This window comes from Nocardia sp. NPDC050630, assembly GCF_044457245.1.
Classification (GTDB): Bacteria; Actinomycetota; Actinomycetes; order Mycobacteriales; family Mycobacteriaceae; genus Nocardia.
This window is the reverse complement of record NZ_JBITGN010000017.1, coordinates 106,333-131,196: the sequence shown is the minus strand read 5'-3', so window position 1 is coordinate 131,196 and position 24,864 is coordinate 106,333. Positions and strand designations below refer to the sequence as shown.

The following is a 24,864-nucleotide window of genomic DNA, read 5'->3' as shown; positions in this document are numbered from 1 at the left end:
GGGGTCGGGCTGAACGCGCCTGGACTATGTCCAGGTGCCAGCAATACTACACCCAAGCCGGGGCCACTACGCAAGTCTGTAGTCGGAGAACTTTGTGGCCACGACCGGCCCGGCGTCTGCGGGGCAAACCCACCGAACCAACCGGACGCCCGACCCGTCGGGCACCATCGCCGCGGCATGCATATTCTGAACGGGTGAGGGCCGATGGCGACCAAACAGAGCTCGATGACCAGACGGCACGGGACGCGACAGCAACGAAGCGACCGAGCGCCGGGGCCGAGCGCGTGGCCGCCTTTTTCGATCTCGACAAGACAGTGATCGCGAAATCGAGCACCTACGTGTTCAGTAAGCCCTTCTACGCGCAGGGCCTGCTGAACCGGCGCGCGGTGCTGGAGAGCAGTTACGCCCACTTCCTGTTCATGCTCTCGGGCGCCGACCACGACCAGATGGAGCGCATGCGCGCCAATCTGACCAATATGGTCGCGGGCTGGGATGTCGAGCAGGTGAAATCCATTGTGGCCGAGACACTTCACGAACTCGTCGATCCGCTGATCTATGCCGAGGCCGCGGATCTGATTGCCGACCACAAGATCCGGGGACACGATGTGGTGATCGTTTCGGCCTCGGGCGAGGAGATCGTCGGCCCGATCGCCGAGGTGTTGGGCGCCTCACATACCGCGGCGACCAGGATGGTCGTCGAGGACGGGCGCTACACCGGTGAGGTCGAATTCTATTGCTATGGTGTCGGTAAGGTGACCGCGATCGAAAAGCTCACCGCCGCTGAGGGTTACGATCTTTCGCGGTGTTATGCCTACTCCGATTCCGTGACCGATCTACCGATGCTGAGTGCGGTGGGGCATCCGACCGCGGTGAACCCGGATCGCAATCTGCGCCGTGAAGCGGTGGCCAAGGGCTGGCCGATTCTCACGTTCTCCAACCCGGTCTCGCTGTGGTCGCGGTTCCAGAGTCCGTCGTCGACCACCCTTGCCGCGACAGCCGCAGTGGGGTTGAGTGCGGTACTGGCCGGAGCGATCAGCTACCGGCTGCTGCGCCGGCGGCGCTGAACCATAGCTGCCGGGCTCGGGCCACGCGGCCGCCCTGCTGAGGCACGCTGCGGAGGGCTTGCCGACGTAACACAGAGGCCGCCGCGACCAGGGATTCAACCACGAAACGCCGGTAGACACGCAGCTTATTGAATGTTTTTTCAAGCCTTGATGTGAGGGCAGTCACAGTGTAGAAATGTAACTACGGAAGGACGGAAGGCCTGAGCGGAGCCGGAAGAGAAGGCTCAGCTCCCCGACCCACCCTTCCCAGCACGGACACCAGGCACCCACGCGGAGCGCGCCGCGACAAGGGCAAAAGCGTTGTGGGCCTGCGAGATCCGGGTTTTCGACGGCGAACGCCTCGCACAGGTTGCGGGGATGAACCGCCGGAGTCCGGATAATCGCCGAGGCCGCAGAACACAACCCACCCAGCACGCTTGGTAACCGGGTATCCGTGCTAGCGGGCGGTGAGGTCGTCAACGACAACGCCGCCCGCTTTGATGTGTGGGCACCTATCCGGATGCCGAGTCGGCGATCGATGTCGCCTCCCGGGCACCGTCTTCGAAGGCGCCGCAGCACAGGATCACCCAGCCGCCCACCGCATCCGGAGCACCCGAGCCGAATCCGGCCGCCGCGTCCAGATACTGCTGACGCCGCCGCAGCCAGAACACCTCCGGCACGCCGAGACTGTGGGGATCCAGCCCACTGGACGCGGCCACCAGTCGCGAGGCCGCCCGCGCCACTATGCCGTCGGCCGTACCGAATGGCCGCAAGGTCAGTAGCTCACCGTGCACGACCGCCGCGATGACCGGCGCCGGCGCCTTGGATCCGAGCACTGTCTGCACCAGCAGGTCGAGCCGTTCGGCCACGCCGCCGTCACCGCGCGGGCGCCCGAGCAGCTCCTCGTCGGTGACCAGATCGGCCGCGGCCAGCAGATGCAGCCGAGCCAGCGCCTGCAGCGGCGCGCGCTGCCAGGTGCCGACCAGATTCCGCAGCGCGTCGCCGTCGAGCGCCTGGCCGACTCGCAGCGAGCCGGCCAGGATCGGATCCGCGACCCGACCATCGGCGGGCAGCTCGGTACTGCCGCCGTCGATCGCGGCGGATGAGCGCGCGGCCCGCACCGCCGCCTCGGCGGCCGTGGTCGGCCAGCCACGCCGGTTCGCCTTGTGCCGATGCACCGCGGCGAGCGCGTCACGCGCCTTATCGGCGGCTTCGCGCACACCGGGCAGATCGACGAGGGGCTGTAGCGGATCGGTCACTGAAGACATTTTGCAGCGCCTACGGCACCGCGTGTTCGCGGCCCCCCAATGTTTCGCGAGATCCGCGCCGCCGGGGTCCGGTCCGCGAGGTATGTATCGCCCCCTGGTCAGCCCGCCAGCAGGTCCCGTCCGGGAATGGCGTCGAGCAGGCGGCGGGTGTACTCCTCCTTCGGGTTCTGGAAGACCTCGTCGGTGGTCGCCGCTTCGACGATCCTGCCGGTCTGCATGACCAGGACGTCGTCGGCGATCTGCCGGACGACGGCCAGGTCATGGGTGATGAACAGATACGACAGCCCCAGCTCGGCTTGTAGGTCGTTGAGCAGCTTGAGGATCTGCGCCTGGACGAGGACATCGAGTGCGGACACCGCCTCGTCGCACACCACGACCTCCGGGGAGAGCGCGAGCGCACGGGCCACCGCGACGCGCTGACGCTGGCCGCCGGAGAGTTCATTGGGGTAGCGGCGCATTACCGAGGATGGCAGCGACACCTTGTCCAATAGGTCGCGCACCGTCGCCTCACGTTCCTTGGCCGAACCGATCCTATGCGTGCGCAGCGGCTCCTCGATGGTGCGGTAGATCGAGTACATCGGATCCAGCGAACCGTAAGGGTCCTGGAAGATCGGCTGCACCCGACGGCGAAAAGCGAACGCTCCTTTACGATCCAGCTTCGCGACTTCGCGACCGTCGAAGGACACCGAACCGGAGGTCGGTTCGAGCAGGCCCAGAACCATCTGTGCCACAGTCGATTTGCCCGAACCGGACTCGCCGACAATGGCCGTGGTCGTGCCGCGCTTCAGCCGGAACGACACATCGTCGACCGCGACGAAATCCGTCGACTTCCACGGCGCGCTACCTCGAATCTTGAACGCCTTGGTCAGATTCCGCGCTACCACCACGTCATCGGAGACCGCCGCGATTTCGCTATCAGCCGCCGCGACCTCCTCGGCGACCTGTATGGCCTGCTTGCGCACCTCGATGCGTTCGCGCACCGAGGACAATCGCTGCGAGGCGAGCGAGGGCGCGGAATTCACCAGCTTCTTGGTGTACAGATGCTGCGGTTCGCGCAGAATCCGCAGCGCCGGGCCGGATTCCACCACTCTGCCGCGATACATCACCACCAGGTGCTCGGCACGTTCGGCAGCTAGGCCGAGGTCGTGGGTGATGAGCAGAACCGCGGTGCCGAGTTCGCTGGTGAGTCCGTCGAGGTGGTCGAGGATCTGCCGCTGCACCGTCACGTCGAGAGCCGAGGTCGGCTCGTCGGCGATCAGCAGTTTGGGACGGCAGGCCAATCCGATGGCGATGAGCGCGCGCTGGCGCATACCGCCGGAGAATTCGTGCGGATACTGGTTCACCCGGCGCGCCGCATCCGACATCCCGGCTTCCTCGAGCAGTTCGATAGCGCGCTGCTCGGCCGCCTTGCCCTTGGCAATGCCGTTTGCCTCCAAGGTCTCTCGGATCTGGAAGCCGATCTTCCACACCGGGTTCAGATTCGACATCGGATCCTGCGGCACCAATCCGATTCCGCTGCCGCGGACCGCAACCACCTCCTTCTTCGACGCCTTCGCCAGATCCTTGCCGTCGAATCTGATCGAGCCGGAGGTGACCTGTCCGGTGCCGGGCAGCAGGTCGATAATGCTGTGCGCGGTCGTGGATTTTCCGGATCCGGATTCGCCGACAATGGCAACGGTCTGACCCGGATAAACCGTCAGACTGACATCGCGAACCGCCGGAATCTTCTTGCCCTCGGAGGAGAAGCAGACATTGAGATCCTCGATCTCGAGCAATGGTTTATCCGACATCGCCGCGGTCACCTCTTCCTTGCCTTCGGATCGAGCGCGTCCCGCAGCGCGTCGCCGAGCAGGATGAAGCTCAGCACGGTGAGCGCCAAAGCCGTTGCGGGATAGAATAAGATCGGCGAGCCGCCGCGCAGTTCGTGCTGATTGGTATTGATATCCGAGCCCCAGGACACGATCGTGCGCGGCAGGCCGACACCGAGATAGGACAGTGTCGCCTCGGTGACGATGAATGCGCCGAGCCAGATCGTGGTGACCACGATCAGCGGTCCGGCCGCATTGGGCAGCACATGACGCAGCAGTGTGCGTATTCGCGATACCCCCAAGGCCTTTGCCGCCGTGACATATTCACTGTTCTTCGCCTCGATCACCGCACTGCGCGCGATACGTGCGGCCTGCGGCCAGGTGAACGCGGCCAGAATCAGGATGACCGTCCAGATCGTGCGCGAATCGAGCAGCTGCATGATGACGATCGCGGCCAGCATCAGCGGAATCGCATAGAAGATCTCCGCGATGCGCGATACCACCGAATCGAGCAGCCCGCCGTAGAACCCCGCCAGGGCACCGAGCGTGCCGCCGACGAGCAGGAATACCGTAGTGGCACCCAGCCCTGCCATTACCGAAGCCCGTGCGCCGTACACGGTTCGGGTGTAGACATCGCAGCCCTGTTTATCGAATCCGAAGGGGTGCCCGGGCCCGCGCGGATCCATACTGAAATCGCCATTGCAGTAGCGCGGATCCTGATCGGAGAACAGGCCGGGCCAGAGCACCACAATGGCGATGAACACGATCAGCACCGCGGCCACGATGAAGATCGGATTGCGGCGCAACTGTCGCCACGCGTCCTGCCAGATGCTGGTCGGCGAACCGGTATCGACGACCTGATCGGTGGCGAGCACCTCGACTTCATCGGGCGGCGCGACGAAATGCCGCTGCCGGTCCCGAGCTTTCTTCTCGAGCTCAGGCATATCGGATCCTCGGGTCGAGCGCGGCGTAGAGCAAATCGATGATCAGATTCGAGATCAGGAAGATCACGATGAGCACGGTCACGAACGAGACCACCGTCGGTGGCTCCCCGCGGGTAATCGCCTGGTACATCGTCCCGCCTACGCCCGGAATATTGAAGATGCCCTCGGTGACGACCGCGCCGCCGATCAGCGCACCGAGATCGGCACCGAGAAAGGTGATCACCGGAATCATCGAATTACGCAGAATGTGCACGGTGACCACACGCGGTCTACTGAGCCCCTTCGCGGTCGCGGTACGCACGTAGTCGGCGGACATGTTCTCCGCCACCGAGTTTCGGGTCAGCCGCAGCACATAGGCGAATGACAGCGACCCGAGCACGAATGCGGGCACGAGCAATTCACCGATACTCGCCTTCCCTGTGACGGTCACCGGCGCGATACCCCACTTCACCCCCAGTACGAACTGGGCCAGGAAGCCGATCACGAAGATCGGGACCGCGATGATGATCAGGCTGACCACCAGCAGCGTCGAGTCGAACAGTTTGCCTTTGCGCAGTCCAGCGATCAGACCGAAGAGCACGCCGAAGATGCCCTCGATGAGCACCGCCATCAATGCCAATTTGATGGTGATCGGGAATGCGCGGGCGAGTTCATCGCGCACCGGGCGGCCGGAGAAGGCCGTCCCGAAGTCGAGGGTGAAAATGCCCTTCAGATACAGCAGATACTGCACGATGAAGGGACGATCCAGGTGATAGCGCGCACGCAGTTGCGCCTCCACGGCAGGCGTCATCGGCTTGTCGCCGGCCAGCGCGTGGATCGGATCGCCCGGAACTAGGAAGACCAGTGCGTAGATGAGCAGCGTCGCCCCGAGGAAGACGGGGATCATTTGAAGCAGACGCCGCACGACATACCAGGCCATTTCGTCTCCTGGGTGAGCGGCGCGGCCGTGCCGTCAGAATCTGCGGCACGACCGCGCCGAGCGGCTACTTCTCGATGTTTTCGAAGTCGAACAGGCCATTCCAGGCCAGGTCGGCATGCTTCACCTTGTCCGAACGTCCCGCCGCGGCAAGGTAATCCAGCACCGGGATATCGGCCATATCCTTGATCAGCAACGCCTGCGCCTGCGCCACGATCTTGTACGACTCGTCCAACGTCGGCGCGGCCAGTGCAGCGTCGAGCAGATGGTCGAATTCGGGGCTCTTGTAGTCGACGTTATTGGTCTCGGAGTAGCTGTAGTACTGCGAGGTGAGGAACTGCAGCATGGTCGGGTAGTCACCCTGCCAGCCGTAGCGGAACGCCTTGCCGATCGTCTTCTGATTCACCAGATCTCGGATGTTCTTGAATGTCGGATACGGCGCGCCGACGGCATCGATACCGAGGGTGTTCTTGATGCTGTTGGCCACTGCCTCGATCCACGCCTGGTGGCCGCCGTCGGAGTTGTAGGCGATCTCGTAGCGACCCGACCACGGCGAAATGGCATCGGCCTGCGCCCAAACCTTCTTGGCCTCTTCGGGGTTGTACTTCAGCACCTCCGAGCCGGGCAGGTTGCCGTTGAATCCGGGCAAGGTGCTCGAGGTGAAGTCGCGCGCCGGAATCTTGGTGCCATTGAAGATGGTGTCGCAGATCTGCTGCCGGTTGATCGCCATCGAAATGGCCCGGCGACGCAGCAGGCCTTCCTCACCGCCGAAGTGCGGGACATTGGCCTGGACGCCGATGTGCTGGTTCTGCGCGGACGGATTCAGGATCGCGCGGTCGCCGAGGTCCTTCTTGTAGGAAGTCAGCGCACTGTCCGGAATCGTGTCGAGGGTATCGAGATTGCCTGCCTGCAGATCCGAGTAAGCGGTATCGAACGACTGGTACATGACGAAGCGCAGACCCTTGTTCTTGGGCGCACGTCCGCCCTTGTAGTCCGGGTTGGGCGTCAGGTCGATCTTGACGTTGTGCTCCCAGGTCTGGAACTTGTACGGGCCATTGCCGATCGGGTTCTCACCGAAGGCCTTCATATCCTTGAATGCGGCATCGGGCAGCGGATAGAACGGCGCGTAGCCGAGTTCGGTCTCGAAGTCGATGGACGGCGACTTCAGCTCGACGGTGAAGGTTCGGTCATCGACCACCTTCAGACCCGACATCGTTTGTGCCGTGGGCTTTTCCGCCGAAACCTCGTCGAATCCGACGATCGGGGTGAACGCGTAACTCTGCAGCTGACCGTTGGTGCCGAGCGCGCCGTAGTTCCATGCGTCGACGAACGACTTCGCGGTCACCGTGGTGCCGTCGGTGAACTTCCAGTCCGGCTTGATGGTGATCGTGTAGGTCTTGCGGTCGTTGGTCTTGATGGACTCGGCCATCTCGTCGTGCGCGACGCCTTTGCCGTCGTAGTACTTCAGACCGGCGAATAGCCGGTCCACAACGCGACCGCCCATATTCTCGTTGGTGTTGGTCGGCACCAATGGATTCTGCGGTTCGCCACCGTTGGTGGTGACGATGTCGGCGTCGGCACTATCGCTCGACGAACATGCGGACAGTCCCAGGCTTGTGGCCAGCAGGACCGCCGCGGTCAACGCTGTAGCTCTGTTGAATCTCAACGCGTTCTCCCGATTTCGAGACAGGCGAAGGGGATCCGCGACGACGCATGGGTATTTGCCCAGCGCGCCTCGACTCGATCCGCCTTGGAATGCCTGGGACGTTAGCTATTCGAAGCAGCCTTGTCACCGGATTGACAGAGGTTCGTTCCACTTGTTACCAATCCGGCAACATCGTCGAAACGCGCTAAACATTAAGGAGAAGACGGGCATCCGCCGGAAGTATGCCTCCGTTGGGGCTTCCGGTGTCCGTAGCTGTTGGTCTATGACGATAGCTACCGAAGGACCGGTTTGTCAGCGGATCGCGCAGGATACCCGCCGTGGTGACGCGATGGAAACCCAATGGACACAGCAGGCGCGGGCTGGATCACAGTTGGTTACTGTCGAAATCGACTGCGACTGCCAGCACCACTGGGGCTACGTGAGGAAGAGACGAGATGACCGAATCCACCGACAACCGGGACTCGTACCCGCCGACCGCGGAATTCGCCGCGGCGGCGAATGCCGACGCGTCGTTGTACCAGCGGGCCGCGGCCGATCGCGACGCGTTCTGGGCCGAGCAGGCCGAGCGGCTGCATTGGGAGCAGCCGTGGACGCAGGTGCTCGACTGGAGTGACGCGCCCGTCGCGAAGTGGTTCGTCGACGGCAAGCTCAATGTCGCCTACAACTGTGTGGACCGCCATGTGCTCGATGGGCACGGCGATCAGGTCGCCATCCACTGGGAGGGCGAACCGGGCGACTCCCGCGATATCACCTATGCCGAACTCCTCGCCGAAGTTTCCCGCGCCGCAAATTATCTGACCGAACTCGGACTCGAAGCGGGCGATCGGGTCGCCATCTATATGCCGATGGTTCCCGAGGCGATCGTGTCGATGCTGGCGTGCGCCCGACTCGGCCTGACCCATTCGGTGGTCTTCGCGGGCTTCTCACCGACCGCGCTGCGCCAGCGCGTCGACGATGCGAGCGCCCGATTGATCATCACCACCGACGGTCAGTGGCGTCGCGGTAAGGCCGCACCACTCAAAGAAGCCGTCGACGAGGCGCTCTACGCCAACGGCGACGTGCCGCACAGTGTCGAACACGTACTGGTAGTGCGCCGCACCGATATCGAGGTGCCGTGGACCGAGGGCCGCGACCTGTGGTGGCACGAGACCGTCGCGCAGGCCGCCCCCGAACACCGGGCGCAGGCCTTCGATGCCGAGCATCCGCTGTTCATCCTCTACACCTCCGGCACCACGGGGAAGCCCAAGGGCATCCTGCACACCAGCGGCGGATTTCTCACCCAGGCGTCTTACACCCACCACAATGTCTTCGACCACAAGGCCGGACAAGATATCTACTGGTGCACTGCCGATATCGGCTGGGTCACCGGGCACACGTACATCGTCTACGGACCGCTGTCGAACCGGACCACTCAGGTCGTATACGAGGGCACGCCGAACTTCCCGGATGAGCACCGACACTGGAATATCGTCGAAAAGTACGGCGTCACAATCTATTACACGGCTCCAACCCTGGTGCGCACCTTTATGAAGTGGGGTAGGGAGATTCCGGCCGCCCACGATCTGTCCAGCATCCGGGTACTCGGCAGCGTGGGTGAACCGATCAATCCGGAGGCGTGGCGCTGGTACCGGGAGGTGATCGGTGCGAACTCCGCGCCCATCGTGGACACCTGGTGGCAGACCGAGACAGGGTCGATCATGATCTCCCCGTTGCCGGGTGTCACCGCCGCCAAACCCGGCGCCGCGATGAGCGCGCTGCCCGGTATTTCGGCGAAGGTCGTCGACGAGGAGGGCAAGGCGGTCGAACTCGGTGAGACCGAGGCCAACGGTTATCTGGTGCTCGATCAGCCGTGGCCGTCCATGTTGCGCGGCATCTGGGGCGATATGGACCGCTACCGGGCCACCTACTGGGAGCGCTACGCCGAGCAGGGCTGGTACTTCGCCGGTGACGGCGCCAAGCTCGATGCCGATGGCGATCTGTGGGTGCTCGGCCGGGTCGACGACGTGATGAATGTGTCGGGTCACCGCATCTCTACCGCCGAAGTCGAATCCGCGCTGGTCGGTCACTCCGGGGTAGCCGAGGCCGCCGTGGTGGGCGCAAGCGATGCGACTACCGGACAGGGCATCGTCGCCTTCGTGATCCTGACGGCCGAGGCCAAAGACACCGGCGACGCGCTGATCGACGAACTGAAGGCGGAGGTGTCGCGGGAGATCAGCCCGATCGCCCGGCCGCGCGAGATCCACGTGGTTCCCGAACTGCCCAAGACCCGCAGCGGCAAGATCATGCGGCGACTGCTGCGCGATGTCGCCGAGGGGCGCGACTTGGGCGACACCTCGACACTGGTCGATCCCAATGTTTTCGAGGCGATCCGGGCCAGCCGCGCCTGAGTTCCGCACCGTATCGGGCACATCGTAGGGCCGGTGACGAAATTCGTCACCGGCCCTACCCGTTAGTATTGCGTGAGGTGTGCCGGGAAGCCTGGTCGGCATGCGGTCGTGTACCTGAACGCCGGATCGGTGGGATTGCGCGTCCGCGGTCCAGCCAACCCCGGCGGAAGGTTTCCCGTGATCACCCAAGTGCGCTCGGAACTGACGCGGTATCTACGCACCGAAACCATTGGTGGCGCGATACTTCTGATCGCGGCTGCTGCCGCATTGCTGTGGGTGAACTCGCCGTGGGGCCAGAGCTACTTCACCCTCACCCAGTACGCCCTGCCGATCAAGGCACTGCATCTGGATTTCACCGTCGCGGACTGGACCAAGGACGGTCTGCTCGCCATCTTCTTCTTCGTCGCCGGACTGGAGCTCAAACGCGAGCTGGTGGTCGGCGAGCTCGCCGATCCCAAGCGGGCTGTGCTGCCGATCATCGCGGCGGTGGGCGGGGTGGTCACTCCGGCACTAATCGCATTCGCGGTCGGATTCGGCGTGGACGGAATGGACCGGGGCTGGGCGATCCCGGTGGCGACCGATATCGCCTTCGCGCTGGCCGTGCTTGCCATGACCGGATCCCGGATCCCGACCAGCGCGCGGGTCTTCCTGTTGAGTCTCGCGGTGGTCGACGATCTGCTCGCCATCATCCTGATCGCGGTGCTGTTCACCGCGACGCTGTCGGCGCTGTGGCTGCTGGGCGCGGCGGCCTGTTGGGCGATATGGGCGCTGGCCCAGCACAAGCGGATATCCACGCCACTGTTGTATGTGCCGCTCGCGCTGGTCTCCTGGTACGCGCTGCACGAGGCGGGCATCCATCCGACGCTGGCCGGTGTCGCGCTCGGTCTGCTCACCAGGGTGCGCAAGGACCCGGGCGAGACCGAAGCTCCCGCAACACGGCTAGAGCACATGATCCAGCCGATCTCGGCCGGACTCTGTGTGCCGCTGTTCGCCTTGTTCGCTTCCGGAGTTCCACTGGACGGCAAGGTTTTCCAGCACCTGTTCAGTGACCGGCTGCCGCTGGCCATAGTTCTCGGATTACTGCTCGGCAAGACCCTCGGTATCTTCGGAATAAGCTGGGTGGCAATCCGATTGGGTATCGCGAAACGTCCGGTCGGTCTCGGCTACCGAGACATGTTCGCCCTCTCGGTGCTCGGTGCGATCGGCTTCACCGTTAGCCTTCTGGTGGCAGAACTCGCGCTGACCGACGTCGGTGACGGCTCAGCCGTCGAATTGGCCAAAGCCGCGGTGTTGGTGACGTCAATGACGGCGTCGCTCGCGGGTTCGGCGCTACTGTTGCGGCGTGGGCGTGTCCACCAGGCGCGGCGGGACGCGCGTGCGATAGAACGAGAGACTGAGGCGCAAGCAGTGCCGGGACAGGGAGAAGGGTCGACGAAGTGAGTTTCGCAAACGGCGGTAACGGGGACCAGTCGCGTCGCGACCGCACTGTCACCTCTATTCCCCTCTCGGACGCCAACCCGGCCGGGTCGGCGAGCTTCGGTGCCCTGGTCCGCGATGCCACCGAGCAGATGTCGACGCTGGTGCGGGCCGAGGTCGAGCTGGCCAAGGCCGAGGTGACCGGGGAGATCAAGAAGGGGCTGCAGGGCAGCGTCTACTTCATCCTCGCGCTGACCGTGCTGCTGTTCAGCACCTTCTTCTTTTTCTTCTTTCTCGGCGAGCTGCTCGACGTCTGGCTGGCGCGCTGGGCGGCGTTCCTGATCGTGTTCCTGCTGATGATCGTGGCGACGGCGGTCCTGGCCCTGCTCGGCTATCTGCGGGTAAAGAAACTGCGGGCGCCGGAGAAGACCATCGATTCGCTCAAGCAGGCACGCACGGTGCTGCCGAGCGGATTCGGCTCGCACGAGGAGCACATCGCGCTCGCGGAGCCGACGCAGTCGAAGTCACTCGAGCAGCCGTCGAAGTAGCGTTCGGGCGGCGCGCCAGCGCCGACTAGGCGGTTGGCCGCACCCCTACTAGGCTCGGTCGGCGTGTCGTCCAACTCATTTCCCGATCCGTCCAGCGTCCGTTACGACGGGCCGTGGACGCATCGGGACGTGCACGCGAACGGCATTCGCTTCCATGTCGTCGAGGCCGCCCAGGAGCGCCCGGACGCACCGCTGGTCGTCTTGCTGCACGGATTCGCCGACCTCTGGTGGTCCTGGCGGCATCAGCTGACCGGACTCGCCGAACTCGGCTATCGCGCGGTCGCGGTGGATCTGCGCGGCTACGGCGATAGCGATAAACCGCCGCGCGGTTATGACGGTTGGACACTGGCCGGTGATATCGCCGGACTCATCCGCGCCATGGGCTATTCCGAGGCCACATTGGTCGGACATGCCGACGGCGGACTGGTGTGCTGGACGACCGCGGTGCTGCATCCGCGTTTGGTGCGCTCGATCGCACTGGTGAGCTCCCCGCATCCGGCCGCGCTCAAAAGCGCGGTGCTGCGTGACCGGCGACAGCGGCACACCTGGCTGCCGAATTTCCTGCGCTACCAACTGCCGCGCTACGGCGAACATCTGCTGACCACAGGCGACGGCTTCGAGGTCGAGCGGCTGCTGCGCCAGCGGGTGAGCCGAACCTGGTCGGGCACCGCCGAATTCATCGAGACGGCCAATCGAATGCGCTCGGCCATCCAGATTCCGGGTGCGGCGCACTGTGCGCTGGAATATCAGCGCTGGGCCTTCCGCAGTCAGTGGCGGCCGGACGGTCGGCGATTCATGGCCACCATGCGGGCGCCGATCCGCATTCCGGTGCTCGCCATGCGCGGTGAACTCGACGGCTACATCCTGCCCGCGACCTTCCAGCGCGGCCGCCGATTGTCACCGCAGCGGCGGCAGGTGGTGATTCCGGGCGCGGGTCACTTTGCGCACCAAGAGAACCCGGAAGCGGTCACGATGGAGTTGGCCAAGCTGCTCGGATAGCGAGCCTCACGTCCACCTGGCGGGCAAACCGATCCGAAAACGATTTGCCCGCAGGGAGTAATCGAAAGTGATTCTGGTCACTATGTCGTTGTAGTTGGGGATTCAGCTCAGCACACATGCGCCCGTTTCGACTGACGCAACCGCACCAGGGGCAGCATCGAGTTGCGCCCGGACCTCGGAAAGCGTCAGCACATATCCTGTGTCATCGTCGGTTACCGCCGCACCGAAGACGATGCCGAGCACTTCCCCTTCCGTATCCACAAGCGGTCCACCGGAATTGCCTGCCCGCACTTGGCCACGAACCGTGTAAACCTCGCGCTCGACGGTGCCGTTGCGGTAGATGGTCGGGCCCGTCAAGTCCAGCGTCTCGCGAACACGGGCAGCACTGGCGGTGTAGCGACCGCCGCCAGGGTAGCCCAGCACTATAGCGCTGTCTCCGGAGCGAGCTGGCGTAGGCGCGGTTGGGATCACAGGCGCGATGAGTCCCGATACCGCGAGCACCGCCACATCTTTGGATGGATCGAACAAGACAACCGTGGCATTCAGCGGCCCGTTGGTGGCGTCAACTGTGATGCTGGTGGTCCCGGCGACGACGTGAGCGTTAGTAACGATCCGTTCGGGAGCGATCACGAAGCCGGAACCCTCCAGTGCCCGCTGACAGCTCGGCGCGACACCGCGGATGCGCAGCACACTCTGTTGCAATGAGGCCGCGACCGGGCTGGCGAGCACGCTGGGATCGGGCGGTTCGACCGCCGCGATCGGCGCGCGACCGAACGGTCCGATGACATCCGGCAGTCCGGAGGTGTTGAGCAGTTTGGAGAATTCGTTCGGCAGCCGCCGCAGCCAATTCGGGGAGACATCGTTGACGTCGGCGAGCACCTTCGAACCATTGATGGCCGCGGCGATGGCGGGCTGGGACGAGGTGGCCAGCGGCAACGCCAGCAGCCACGCGGTGACCAGCACCGCGACCGCCTGCAGCACAGCGCCGACGACACTGTCCACACTGCGGGTGAACGGATGCCGCATACCGCCGCGCGCGGCCCGGCCGAGCACCATGCCCGCGACCTCACCCACGATGACCAGCACCACGATCAACAGCACGCCGGTGAGCACCCGCGGTCTGCCCTCATCCACATGGATCAGAATGTGCGGCGCAATAAGAATGCCCGCGACCGCGCCGAGTACGACGCCGAGGAAGGCCAGCGCGGAAGCCACCGCGCCCTGGCGCCAACCGGAGGAGGCGGCAAGCAGCGCGAGCAGCACCACCGCGATATCGAGCCAAGCCGATGAACTCATAACGTCATCCCTACGGCCGCCAGCGCGGACTCTAGATCGCGAACATCGCTGTGGTCCCAGTCCCGTTCCCACCCGGCGGATTTGCAGATGCCCGCCAGAATGCCGCCGGTCAGTCCCCACACCAGCATTCCGTCCACCTGGAATGCCGGACTCTGATAGCCAAGGCTGCCGCGCACCATGAAGCGATTCGCCGGGTCGAGCAAATCGGCGAGCGGCACCCGCACGACGCGTTCGGTCTCGGTGTGATTGACCACGCGGACCGCCCTCGGTGTGTGCCAGTAGGCCACCACCGGGGTCACATCGAATCGGGACGGTGGCACGAACAGCTTCGGCAGCACGGCAAAGGGTTCGACGCCTTCGCGTCCCAGCCCGGTCTCTTCACAGGCCTCGCGCAGGGCGGTATCGATCGGACCGGAGTCGCCGGGATCGACCGCGCCGCCCGGAAATGCGACCTGACCGCGGTGCTGGCGCATGGTGGACGCGCGCTGGGTGAGCAGCACATCCGCATCGGCGGGCAGCCCGCCCGGCGTCTCGGGATCCGATTCGGGCGAACCGCTGAAGAGCACGAGCACGGCCGCCTGCCGCGGTGTGGTGCTGACCGTCATGGCTCGGCGCACCGCGCGCGCCAGGGACAGCGTGTCGGTGGAATCGGTATTCGGGTCCGCAGCTCGGCGCAGCCATGGGGGAATGCTGTGCGGCATGGGGATCTCGGTCATGCCGCAACTCCCAAATTATTCGCGACCGTATCGGCGATATCGTCGACGCCGTTGAAGGCGCGCACCACCACCTGGGCGACCGAACCATCCGCACGCAGTAGGACCGATACCGGCAGCACCGCGGGCGCACCGACCGCGGTACGCACCTTGGTGCGCGGGTCGAGGACGCCGGGCAACGTCACCTTCAGGTCGGTCAGCAACGCGAGCGCCCTCGCCTCATCCGGATCGCTGTGCACGGTCAGCACGGTAATCGCGTTTCCGGCTCGTCGCGCGTACTCCTGCACATCTGGCAACTCTTTGGCGCACGGTCCACACCAGTACGCCCACAGGTTCAGCAGTGCGGGTTTGCCCGCGAGCGCGGCCGCCAAGTCGACCGGTCTGCCGTCGGATAGACAGCTCAGACCGAGCCCGGCAAGCGGTCCGCGGCCCACCGCATCCGCCGCTGGCACCGGACAATTCGCGAGCCCGGCGGCGGTGCGCGCCTCGACCGATGCGCTCGCGAGGGAGTTCGCCGGATGGTCGCCGCTCGTCGCGGTGTCGTCGTGATCGCGGGGCCACAGCGCGACCGCCAAGGCCACTACGGTGATCAACCCTGCCAGCGCCAAGCGCGCCGCGACAGGTATTCGTCTCACCGGCCCACCAGCTCGAGCAGATGCTCCGCCTCCGGACCCTTCACCAACTTCGCCGCGGTCTCCGGATCGGTCGGCCCGACCCCGAATGACGGACAGTCCTTGGCAAGCAGGCAGACACCACATGCGGGCTTGCGGGAATGACAGACCCGACGCCCGTGGAAAATCACGCGATGGGACAGCATTGTCCATTCCTTGCGTTCGATCAGCTCGCCGATGGCGTGCTCGACCTTCACCGGATCTTCTTCGGTGGTCCACGCCCAGCGCCGCACCAGCCGACCGAAATGGGTGTCGACCGTAATGCCGGGCACCCCGAACGCATTGCCGAGGATGACATTGGCGGTCTTGCGGCCGATGCCGGGCAACTGCACCAGTTCGTCGAGGGTGTGAGGCAATTCACCATCGAAGCGTTCGACCAGTGCCTGCCCGAGTCCGATGAGCGCACTGGTCTTGTTGCGGAAGAAGCCGGTGGGCCGGATGTATTCCTCCAGCTCCGCGCGGTTTGCCTCGGCGTAGGCGCGGGCGTCGGGGTACTTGGCGAAGACCGCGGGTGTGGTCAGATTCACCCGTTCGTCGGTGCACTGCGCGGAAAGTATTGTCGCCACCGCCAATTCGAGCGGTGTTGTGAAGTCGAGCTCACAGTGCGCGTCCGGAAAGGCCACCGCGAGAGTGCGGTTCATCCGGCGGGCCCTTCGGGTACGACCGAGCTGGGTTTCCGCTTGTCGCGCTCGGGATTTGCGCTTCGGCGCGGGGACCGCGGCAAGTTGCGCATCGGTCGCCTCGACGGCAGGCGCAGGCCCGCTCACGGCAGCATTGGAGGGGGAGACACGCACGCGTCCACCATACGGAACCACCCCACAACGGTGCCCTCCTAGATCTCTTGCCGTGTTCCATCTGAGACCTAGACCGTGTTTACTGCTCGTCATGCAAGGACTCGCTGTGGTGCTCTTCCCAGTGGTGCTGATGTTGTTTGCACTGGGCATGGAGCGGGTCGAGAATCGGCTCCGCAATCTTCTCGAACCCGACGAAGAGGTTCAGCAGTACCTGGACAAGGCAAGCAACGCCGAAGTGAAGGAGCTGACGAAGCTCGGACTGCCCGCTGCGGTGGCACGGATGCGCAGGCGCCGTTCCCGTAGCGAAGAGCTGGACGTCGCACGCGCCAGCTGAATCCCCTACCGACCAGTACCTGGTACGCCGCGCAATCCACTCGTTACGTGGTGTCTGTCACTACGCTGCCGTAATGCCGCGTAGACTGCGCTGTTGGCCGATTCGCTTCGGTCCAGGACAGAGCCATTTCCCATAAGGAGCACATTCGTGGACGAGGCCCTCGCCAGAGCAGGCATCTTCCAAGGCGTAGAGCCCACCGCGGTGGCGGCCCTCGCCAAACAACTGCAGCCCGTGGATTTTCCGCGCGGCCATGTCATCTTCAACGAGGGCGAACCAGGCGACCGGTTGTACATCATCACCTCCGGAAAGGTGAAGATCGGACGGCGTTCCCCGGACGGCAGGGAAAATCTGCTGACCATCATGGGCCCGTCGGACATGTTCGGCGAGCTGTCGATCTTCGACCCCGGTCCGCGCACCTCGACCGCTACCACCGTGACCGAGGTCCGTGCGGTCACCATGGACCGTGACGCCCTCAAGTCCTGGATTGACCAGCGACCCGAGATCGCCGAGCAACTGCTGCGCGTCCTCGCCCGCCGCCTGCGCCGCACCAACAACAACCTGGCCGACCTGATCTTCACCGACGTTCCCGGCCGGGTCGCCAAGGCGTTGCTACAGCTCGCGCAGCGGTTCGGCACCCAGGAGGCCGGTGCGCTGCGGGTCACCCACGACCTCACCCAGGAAGAGATCGCACAGCTGGTCGGCGCCTCCCGCGAGACCGTGAACAAGGCTCTGGCCGACTTCGCGCACCGCGGCTGGCTGCGGCTGGAGGGCAAGAGTGTGCTGATCTCCGACTCCGAGCGGCTGGCCCGCCGCGCGCGTTGACGCTCGAACCCATCGGCGACCGGAGAACCCGGCCGCCGACGAGACGCGGCGCGACAGGCGGACGCCGCGGCATTTGAACGCAAAAGCACGCTGAGTTCAGCTCGAATGAACTCAGCGTGCTTCGGTGTTCGCTAGTTCTGCTCTGCGCGCAGGTACTCCAACTGCGCCTGCACCGAACTACGCGCGGCAGGCCAGAGCCGCTTGTCGACGTCGGCGTAGACCTTGCGCACCACCGACATCGCGCCCGCGTTCGGCCCGAGTACGCGCAACGCCTCCCGTACCTGAGCGAGCCGCTCCTGGCGGTGCGCGATGTAGTACCGCGCGATCGGTTCCAGATCGGGATGATCCGGACCGTGTGCGGGCAGCAGCGCGCGGCCCGCGCCCGCCTCGACCAGCTTGTCCAGCGATGCCAGGTAATCGGCGAGGGCGCCGTCGGTGGAATCGAGCACTGTGGTGCCGAAGCCGAGGATGGTGTCACCGGTAAGCACCGCGTCGTCGAGTACGAAACTCACCGAATCCTTGGTGTGGCCAGGTGTGTCCAGGACGGCGATCCGTAGTCCGGCGGCCTCGATCACCTCACCGTCGACCAGCGGCGCATCGGAATCACGCAGGAATTCGGCGGTCCTGGCCCGCACCGGCGTACCGGTCAGCTCGACCAGCCGATCGATGCCGCCGGTGTGATCGTGGTGCCGGTGGGTGATCAGGGTGAGCGCGATATTGCCATCGGTGGCGCGGGCGATCGCCTCGCTGTGCGCCTTATCCTTCGGTCCCGGATCGATGACGACGTATTCCGAATGTCCCGGCGCGCGCAGCAGCCAGGTGTTGGTGCCCTCCAGCGTCATCTGGCCGGGATTGTCCGCGAGTACGACCGCCGCGGTCGGCGTGACCTGCCGCAGCTGGCCGTATGCGGGATGGGTGAGCGTCATCGAACCTGTCTAGCGCACTTCGGCGATCAGTTCGACTTCGACGGGGGTGTTGCGGGGCAACTCAGCGACGCCGACCGCGGAGCGTGCGTGCACGCCCGCATCACCGAAGACCGCACCGAGCAATTCCGATGCGCCATTGATGACCTGCGGCTGATCGGTGAATCCCGACGCGGAGGCGACGAATCCGACGACCTTGACAATGCGCACCACCGCATCGAGCCCGACCAGATCGTGCACCGCGGCGATCGCGTTCAACGCGCAGAACTTGGCCGCCTCCTTGGCTTGTTCGAGCGAGACCTCCGCGCCGACCTTGCCGGTCGCCGAGAGCTGCCCGTCGACGAACGGCAGCTGGCCGGAGGTGTAGACGAGCGAACCGGTGCGGATCGCCGGAATGTAGGCGGCGACCGGGGCAACGACCGGCGGCAGGGTCAGGCCGAGCTGGGCGAGGTTCTTCTCCCATTGGGTCATAGGTGCAAGTCCCTTCGATTACTTGGGGCGCTTGAGGTAGGCGACGTGCTGCTCACCGGTCGGACCGGGCAGCACGGTCACCAGTTCCCACCCGTCGGCACCCCATTGGTCCAGGATCTGCTTGGTCGCATGCGTCAGCAGCGGAACGGTGGCGTACTCCCACACCTTCGAATCACTCATGAGAGTAACTTTGGCAGCGTCTTCGGCGCTGCGTGTTCGCGGCCCCCTGGTGTCTCTCGTAAAGACTCGCTCCGTGGTGGTCGGTGGAGTAGGCATCTCGCCTTTCGGCAAACTCTGGATCCCGCCGTCTGGGACAGAATCGCTGAAAAATGAGGCGCTGACCATATCGCTGGGACGCGGTCTCAGAACGGGTTATAGGCTCGCGATCGTGGGAGTACCAACAGCAGTGCCTATTTCGGCGGAGCCGGGGCTGGAAACGGGTTGGCCGGAGCGCGCGGATAGGGCCCGCCTGCACTATGTATCCGGCAAAGGGGGAACCGGCAAGTCGACGGTCGCCGCCGCGCTGGCGCTCGCGCTGGCCGCGGGCGGGCGGCGAGTGCTGTTGGTCGAGGTGGAGAGCAGACAATCCATCGCTCAGCTTTTCGATCTTCCTCCGCTGCCGCCGACCGAAACCAGGATCGCCACGGCGGATGGCGGCGGTGAAGTAGTCGCGCTCGCACTGGATATCGAGCACGCCTTTCTCGAATACCTGGATATGTTCTACAACTTGGGCTTCGCCGGGCGGGCGATGCGCCGGGTCGGCGCCATCGAATTCGTCACCACGATCGCACCGGGTCTGCGCGATGTCATCTTGACCGGCAAGATCAAGGAATGCGCTGTCCGAGTGGATAAACAGGGCAAGCACGTATTCGACGAAATCGTGGTCGACGCACCGCCGACCGGCCGCATCGCCAGCTTTCTCGATGTCACCCAGGCCATGGTCGAGGTGGCGAAGGGCGGGCCGATCGCCTCGCAGGCCGAGGGCGTTTCACGGCTGTTGCACTCCGATCAGACCATGATCCATCTGGTCACCCTGCTCGAGGCACTGCCGGTGCAGGAAACCGCCGACGCGGTCGCCGAACTCAGCGCCAATGACCTGCGGATCGGCACCGTCATCGTGAACCGGGCGACCAAGGGCCAACTACCCGCCGACGTGCGAAATAAGGCCGCGCAGGGCGATATCGACCGCGATGCCATTCGCGCCGGACTGACCGAGACCGGAATTTCCCTATCGGACCAGGACTTCCAGGGGCTCATCACCGAAACCGTCGAGCATTCGGCCACTTTGCGGGCACAGGACGACAGCGCCGCCGAACTCGCGAAAGTGGATGTATCGCGGATGTATCTGCCCGCACTCGCCGACGGCATGGATCTCGGTGGCATCTATGAACTTGCCGAACATCTGAGCAAGCAGGGGGTCCGATGAGTACCGCCGCGCCACTGGATATTTCGAGCATTATCGCCGACCGCACCGCGCGCGTGGTGGTCTGCTGCGGGTCCGGCGGCGTCGGCAAGACGACCACCGCGGCGGCCATCGCATTGCGCGCGGCCGAACAGGGGCGCAAGGTTGTGGTGCTCACCATCGATCCGGCACGTCGGCTGGCCCAGTCACTCGGCGTCGCCGATCTGGACAACACTCCGCAGCGGGTGGCGCTCGGTCCGGAGGTCAAAGGCGAGCTACACGCCATGATGCTCAATATGCGGCGCACCTTCGACGATATGGTGCTCGAGCACACCAGTCCGGAGAAGGCGGAGCAGATTTTCGCCAACCCCTTCTATCAGACGGTCGCCTCCTCCTTCGGCGGTACGCAGGAGTACATGGCGATGGAGAAGCTCGGTCAGTTGGCCGGGCACAAGGAGTGGGACCTGATCGTGGTCGACACTCCGCCGTCGCGCAATGCCCTCGATTTCCTCGATGCGCCGAAGCGGCTCGGAAACTTCTTGAACGGCAGGATGATTCGGGTCATCATGGCTCCCGGTCGCGGCGTCACCCGATTGGTGACCGGAGCGATGAGCCTGGCCGTGCGCGGTGTTTCGACCATTGTCGGTGGCCAGATGCTCAAGGACGCGTCGAATTTCCTGCAGTCGCTGGAGTCGCTGTTCGGTGGGTTCCAGGATCGCGCGGACCGCACCTACGGCATGCTGTCGAAGCCGGGCACGCACTTCCTGGTAGTCGCGGCCGCCGAACCGGATGCGCTGCGCGAGGCATCGTTCTTCGTCGACCGGCTCAGCACCGAGCGCATGCCGCTGGCCGGACTGATCTTGAACCGAACCCATCCGGTGCTCAGTTCACTATCGGCCGATCACGCGGTGACCGCCGCCGATCAACTGGCCGATTCCGATCCACTGACCGCCGCGGTGCTGCGCATCCACGCCCAGCGGGTCGCCACCGCCAAGCGCGAGCAGCATCTGCTGCACCGGTTCACCGGTGCGCATCCGCGGGTGCCGATCACCTCGGTGACCGCGCTGCCCTTCGAGGTCTCCGATCTCGAGGCGCTGCGTGCCGTCGGTGCACAGCTCGCCGATGCGCACGAGGTCGAGGTGACCGCCTGAGCCGAAATCGACTGAGCGACGGTGTCATTCTGATGTCGGTTTGATATAGAGCCATTAACGAAGCCGAGCCCGCAATCGCGGGCTCGGCTTCATTTCCAGGGTTAGATTGCGATTTGATGCTGACGCTGGGCCTGGAAAAAGTCCGCCCAGGAGGTCACCTCCGGGTGCTGCTTGAGCAACGCACGACGCTGCCGTTCGGTCATACCACCCCACACGCCGAATTCGACTCGATTGTCGAGCGCATCGGCCCCGCACTGCATCAGCACCGGGCAGTGCCTGCAGATCGTCGCCGCCTTGCGCTGCGCCGCGCCGCGGACGAACAGTTGATCAGGGTCTACTTCCTTGCATCGGGCCTGGGCTACCCAGGCGATCCTTGCTTCGGCCTGCTCTACGTCCAATCGAGCGATGGGGGTTGTCATTTGCATTTGGTGTGCCCCTTTGCAGTCCGAACACCGGGTCAACGGCGCTCCAGAATCGCGTGTCAGTGTCGCAGCAACCCAAACCCCGCTGCGAACTGCACCACATTCCACTTTGAGTGTTAGCTCTATCACACTGGGTTCTCAATCTAGGTAAAGGTATGGCCTCTGCGCAAGACCGTCCCGAGACTTTTTGGTACGTCCGTCCCTGCAACCGTGATCCAGAACCGGGCGGTCGACTCCACCCGCGGCCCGCCCCCCTCGCGACACGCCGGAATCCGTCCCGCGACACGCCCAATCGGGCCGGGCTGCCCCTCGCTGCTGCTCGGCTCCGCCATCTCCTGCGGGGCGGTGTCCATTGCTGACTCGCTCGAGAACTCCAGGATCCGGGCTCCTCGCAAACACACCCGAAAGCGCGGAATCGGCACCCCGTAGTCTGGGGCTCGTGCCGATCACACATACGCTCGCGAGGCTGGCCGGCAGCTGCGCGCTGGCCGCCGTGCTCGTCGCCGGGTTGTTGTTCCCTCTCGCAGGCGGTTTCGGGTTCGTCTCCAACCGCGCCGCCGACGCCGTCGACAATGTGTCCGCGGAGTTGGTGGAGGGCACCGTCCCCGCCGTCTCGACCATGGTCGACGCGAACGGAACGCCCATCGCCTGGTTGTACGAGCAGCGCCGCTTCGAGGTCCCCAGCGACAAGATCTCCAACGATATGAAGTTGGCGATCGTCTCCATCGAGGATCGGCGCTTCGCCGAGCACGCGGGTGTCGACTGGACAGGCACCATGCGCGCCTTCGTCACCAATACCAGCAGCGGCGAGGTGCAGCAGGGTGCGTCCACCCTCGATCAGCAGTATGTGAAGAACTTCCAGTTACTTGTCGTCGCGAAGACCGACGCCGAGCGCCGGGCCGCCATCGAGACAACGCCCGCGCGCAAACTGCGCGAGATCCGGATGGCGCTCACCCTGGACCGGGAGCTGACCAAGGACGAGATCCTCACCCGATACCTCAATCTCGTCCCGTTCGGTAACTCCTCCTATGGCATCCAGGACGCGGCGCAGACCTACTTCGGCATCGATGCCGCGAATCTGAATGTGCCGCAGTCGGCGATGCTGGCGGGCATGGTGCAGTCCAGCTCGAAGCTGAATCCCTACACCAATCCCGAGGGTGTGCTGCAGCGGCGCAATACCGTGTTGGACACGCTGATCCAGAACATCCCCAGCCGCGCCGAGGAATTCCGCAAGGCGAAGTCCGAACCGCTCGGCGTACTGCCCGAGCCGAAGGGGCTGCCGCGCGGCTGCATCGCCGCCAACGATCGCGGCTTTTTCTGCGACTACGCGCTGCAGTATCTGGCCAATGCCGGTATCAGCCGCGAACAAATCAACACCGGCGGCTACACGATCAAAACCACGCTCGATCCTGCCCTGCAGGATTCGGTGAAGCGTTCGGTCACCGAGGCCGCCAACCCGAACCTGGACGACATCGCCCAGGTGATGTCGGTGGTCGGTCCGGGACAGGATTCGCATCCGCTGCTCGCCATGGCCAGCAGTCGAACATACGGCCTGAACCGCGATGCCAACGAAACGGTGCAGCCACAGCCGTATTCGATGGTCGGTGACGGCGCGGGCTCGATTTTCAAGATCTTCACCACGGCCGCGGCCATGGAAAAGGGCCTCGGCATCAACGCCCAACTCGATGTGCCGGGCCGATTCGAGGCCAAGGGCATGGGTAACGGTGGTGCGCGCGGCTGCCCGCCCGCCACCTACTGTGTGCAGAACGCGGGTAACTACAAGTCGCCGATGTCGGTGACCGAGGCGCTGGCCACCTCGCCGAATACCGCGTTCGTCAAGCTGATCCAGGCCGTCGGGGTGACCCCGACCGTCGATATGGCGGTGCGCCTCGGCATGCGCTCCTACACCGAGGCGGGCAGCTCGGGTCACGGCAACCAGAGCCTGGCCGACATGATCAAGGAGCAGAACCTCGGCTCGTTCACCCTGGGCCCGGTCGCGATCAACCCGCTCGAACTGTCCAATGTGGCCGCCACCTTGGGTTCCGGCGGCCGATGGTGCCCGCCCTCGCCGATCAAGGAGGTAGTCGACCGCTACGGTAAGACGGTGCCGCTGACCCAGCAGGCATGTGAGCAGGTCGTCGATCCCGGGCTGGCGAACACCCTGGCCAACGCCCTCAGTAAGGACGATGTCAGCGGTACCGCGGCCGGTGCGGCACAGGCCACCGGCTGGAATCTGCCGCTGTCGGCCAAGACGGGCACCACCGAAAGTCACCGTTCCTCGGCGTTCCTCGGCTTCACCAATTCGCTTGCGGCCGCCGCTTACATCTACGGCGACAGTCCGACACCCGGTGAGATCTGCTCTTTCCCGCTGCGCAGCTGCGGCGACGGCAATCTGTTCGGTGGTAATGAACCTGCTCGCACCTGGTTCAACGCGGTCAAACCGGTGATCGGCAACTATCCACCGCCCGGACTGCCACCGCTGGACGACAAATATGTGCGTGGCTCCAATCAGGCCCAGGTCCCCGATGTCGCGGGCATGACGCAAGGTCAGGCGACGGCCGCGCTGGTGGCCGCGGGCTTCCAGGTCTCGCCGGTGAACGGCGTCGGCGCGCCGCCGAAGGGGACGGTAATGGGGACAGCACCCAATGGGTCGGCGATACCAGGGTCGGTGATCACGATCTATATCAGCGATGGGACCGAACGGGCACCCGCACCGGCACCTGGACCGGCACCGGCGCCCGGACTTCCGATTCCGGGCATACCCGGCATACCGGGATTGCCGAGTATTCCGGGATTCCCCGCACCTCGATAGCGCTCCGACAATGCGAAAGCCGCCGACCCGGATCCCGGATCGGCGGCTTTCGTATATG

At 64.7% G+C, this 24,864-nt stretch carries 23 protein-coding genes; 10 read left to right on the top strand and 13 right to left on the bottom strand.

What is annotated here, in order from left to right; genetic code table 11:
• The first annotated feature begins 284 nt into the window (after positions 1 to 284).
• Positions 285 to 1,064 (top strand): HAD family hydrolase, encoded by a 780-nt coding sequence (locus ACIBG0_RS32235; RefSeq protein WP_397037778.1) that lies wholly within the window; start codon positions 285 to 287, stop codon positions 1,062 to 1,064.
• 491 nt (positions 1,065 to 1,555) lie between these two features.
• Here ACIBG0_RS32235 and ACIBG0_RS32230 read toward each other — a convergent pair whose 3' ends face one another.
• The 5 genes from ACIBG0_RS32230 to ACIBG0_RS32210 all read right to left on the bottom strand — a co-directional run bounded on the left by ACIBG0_RS32230 (position 1,556) and on the right by ACIBG0_RS32210 (position 7,645).
• Positions 1,556 to 2,302: an oxidoreductase gene (locus ACIBG0_RS32230; RefSeq protein WP_397037777.1), complete on the bottom strand. Its 747-nt coding sequence runs from the start codon at positions 2,300 to 2,302 to the stop codon at positions 1,556 to 1,558.
• Between the two features lie 107 nt (positions 2,303 to 2,409).
• On the bottom strand, positions 2,410 to 4,101 hold the full coding sequence (locus ACIBG0_RS32225) for a dipeptide ABC transporter ATP-binding protein (RefSeq protein ID WP_397037776.1): 1,692 nt from the start codon (positions 4,099 to 4,101) through the stop codon (positions 2,410 to 2,412).
• A gap of 8 nt (positions 4,102 to 4,109) precedes the next feature.
• Positions 4,110 to 5,063, bottom strand: a complete 954-nt coding sequence (locus tag ACIBG0_RS32220) for an ABC transporter permease (RefSeq protein ID WP_397037668.1) — start codon at positions 5,061 to 5,063, stop codon at positions 4,110 to 4,112.
• A complete protein-coding gene (locus ACIBG0_RS32215) occupies positions 5,056 to 5,982 on the bottom strand; it encodes an ABC transporter permease (RefSeq protein ID WP_397037666.1) in 927 nt (308 codons plus the stop codon). Before ACIBG0_RS32215 ends, ACIBG0_RS32220 begins: the two co-directional genes overlap by 8 nt.
• 64 nt (positions 5,983 to 6,046) lie before the next feature.
• Positions 6,047 to 7,645 carry an ABC transporter substrate-binding protein gene (locus ACIBG0_RS32210; protein WP_397037665.1) on the bottom strand — a complete coding sequence of 533 codons (1,599 nt, stop codon included), beginning with the start codon at positions 7,643 to 7,645 and terminating at the stop codon, positions 6,047 to 6,049.
• A gap of 434 nt (positions 7,646 to 8,079) precedes the next feature.
• On the opposite strand from ACIBG0_RS32210, the gene acs reads away from it, so the two are divergent.
• From acs to ACIBG0_RS32190, 4 genes are all read left to right on the top strand, one after another.
• Positions 8,080 to 10,032 (top strand): acetate--CoA ligase, encoded by a 1,953-nt coding sequence (acs, locus tag ACIBG0_RS32205; RefSeq protein WP_397037663.1) that lies wholly within the window; start codon positions 8,080 to 8,082, stop codon positions 10,030 to 10,032.
• A gap of 180 nt (positions 10,033 to 10,212) precedes the next feature.
• A complete protein-coding gene (gene nhaA / locus ACIBG0_RS32200) occupies positions 10,213 to 11,472 on the top strand; it encodes a Na+/H+ antiporter NhaA (protein WP_397037774.1) in 1,260 nt (419 codons plus the stop codon).
• Positions 11,469 to 11,996, top strand: coding sequence for a phage holin family protein (locus ACIBG0_RS32195; RefSeq protein ID WP_397037661.1), 528 nt, complete (start codon positions 11,469 to 11,471; stop codon positions 11,994 to 11,996). Before nhaA ends, ACIBG0_RS32195 begins: the two co-directional genes overlap by 4 nt.
• A gap of 63 nt (positions 11,997 to 12,059) precedes the next feature.
• Positions 12,060 to 12,995: an alpha/beta fold hydrolase gene (locus ACIBG0_RS32190; RefSeq protein WP_397037659.1), complete on the top strand. Its 936-nt coding sequence runs from the start codon at positions 12,060 to 12,062 to the stop codon at positions 12,993 to 12,995.
• A gap of 102 nt (positions 12,996 to 13,097) precedes the next feature.
• On the opposite strand, the gene ACIBG0_RS32185 is transcribed toward ACIBG0_RS32190, so the two are convergent.
• The 4 genes from ACIBG0_RS32185 to nth are packed head-to-tail and all read right to left on the bottom strand — an operon-like array spanning position 13,098 to position 16,442.
• Positions 13,098 to 14,291: a MarP family serine protease gene (locus ACIBG0_RS32185; protein WP_397037657.1), complete on the bottom strand. Its 1,194-nt coding sequence runs from the start codon at positions 14,289 to 14,291 to the stop codon at positions 13,098 to 13,100.
• Positions 14,288 to 15,007 carry an NUDIX hydrolase gene (locus ACIBG0_RS32180; RefSeq protein WP_397037656.1) on the bottom strand — a complete coding sequence of 240 codons (720 nt, stop codon included), beginning with the start codon at positions 15,005 to 15,007 and terminating at the stop codon, positions 14,288 to 14,290. The genes ACIBG0_RS32185 and ACIBG0_RS32180 overlap by 4 nt, the downstream gene beginning before the upstream one ends.
• The gene (locus ACIBG0_RS32175; protein WP_397037654.1) at positions 15,004 to 15,639 is read right to left on the bottom strand and encodes a redoxin family protein; all 636 of its coding nucleotides are present in this window, start codon (positions 15,637 to 15,639) and stop codon (positions 15,004 to 15,006) included. The genes ACIBG0_RS32180 and ACIBG0_RS32175 overlap by 4 nt, the downstream gene beginning before the upstream one ends.
• Positions 15,636 to 16,442: an endonuclease III gene (gene nth / locus ACIBG0_RS32170; protein ID WP_397037652.1), complete on the bottom strand. Its 807-nt coding sequence runs from the start codon at positions 16,440 to 16,442 to the stop codon at positions 15,636 to 15,638. The genes ACIBG0_RS32175 and nth overlap by 4 nt, the downstream gene beginning before the upstream one ends.
• Before the next feature lie 118 nt (positions 16,443 to 16,560).
• Here nth and ACIBG0_RS32165 point away from each other — a divergent pair, with 118 nt between their 5' ends.
• Entirely contained in the window at positions 16,561 to 16,803 is a 243-nt protein-coding gene (locus ACIBG0_RS32165; RefSeq protein ID WP_397037650.1) for a hypothetical protein, read from the top strand.
• Between the two features lie 147 nt (positions 16,804 to 16,950).
• Entirely contained in the window at positions 16,951 to 17,625 is a 675-nt protein-coding gene (locus ACIBG0_RS32160; protein WP_011206875.1) for a Crp/Fnr family transcriptional regulator, read from the top strand.
• A 131-nt stretch (positions 17,626 to 17,756) separates the two neighbouring features.
• Here the strand turns inward: ACIBG0_RS32160 and ACIBG0_RS32155 are convergent, their stop codons facing one another.
• Genes ACIBG0_RS32155 through ACIBG0_RS32145 form a run of 3 tightly spaced genes read right to left on the bottom strand, consistent with a single transcriptional unit; the run spans position 17,757 to position 19,199 of the window.
• Positions 17,757 to 18,551, bottom strand: a complete 795-nt coding sequence (locus ACIBG0_RS32155) for an MBL fold metallo-hydrolase (RefSeq protein WP_397037648.1) — start codon at positions 18,549 to 18,551, stop codon at positions 17,757 to 17,759.
• 9 nt (positions 18,552 to 18,560) lie between these two features.
• A complete protein-coding gene (locus tag ACIBG0_RS32150) occupies positions 18,561 to 19,019 on the bottom strand; it encodes a RidA family protein (protein ID WP_397037647.1) in 459 nt (152 codons plus the stop codon).
• 18 nt (positions 19,020 to 19,037) lie between these two features.
• Positions 19,038 to 19,199, bottom strand: coding sequence for a DUF4177 domain-containing protein (locus tag ACIBG0_RS32145; RefSeq protein ID WP_085998464.1), 162 nt, complete (start codon positions 19,197 to 19,199; stop codon positions 19,038 to 19,040).
• Between the two features lie 226 nt (positions 19,200 to 19,425).
• Between ACIBG0_RS32145 and ACIBG0_RS32140 the strand changes: the two genes are divergently transcribed.
• Both ACIBG0_RS32140 and ACIBG0_RS32135 read left to right on the top strand, forming a co-directional pair.
• The gene (locus ACIBG0_RS32140; RefSeq protein ID WP_397037773.1) at positions 19,426 to 20,445 is read left to right on the top strand and encodes an ArsA-related P-loop ATPase; all 1,020 of its coding nucleotides are present in this window, start codon (positions 19,426 to 19,428) and stop codon (positions 20,443 to 20,445) included.
• Entirely contained in the window at positions 20,442 to 21,572 is a 1,131-nt protein-coding gene (locus tag ACIBG0_RS32135; RefSeq protein ID WP_397037645.1) for an ArsA family ATPase, read from the top strand. Before ACIBG0_RS32140 ends, ACIBG0_RS32135 begins: the two co-directional genes overlap by 4 nt.
• 101 nt (positions 21,573 to 21,673) lie before the next feature.
• On the opposite strand, the gene ACIBG0_RS32130 is transcribed toward ACIBG0_RS32135, so the two are convergent.
• Positions 21,674 to 21,997 (bottom strand): WhiB family transcriptional regulator, encoded by a 324-nt coding sequence (locus ACIBG0_RS32130; RefSeq protein ID WP_397037643.1) that lies wholly within the window; start codon positions 21,995 to 21,997, stop codon positions 21,674 to 21,676.
• A gap of 436 nt (positions 21,998 to 22,433) precedes the next feature.
• Here ACIBG0_RS32130 and ACIBG0_RS32125 point away from each other — a divergent pair, with 436 nt between their 5' ends.
• Positions 22,434 to 24,806: a penicillin-binding protein gene (locus ACIBG0_RS32125; RefSeq protein WP_397037641.1), complete on the top strand. Its 2,373-nt coding sequence runs from the start codon at positions 22,434 to 22,436 to the stop codon at positions 24,804 to 24,806.
• Positions 24,807 to 24,864: the final 58 nt, after the last annotated feature.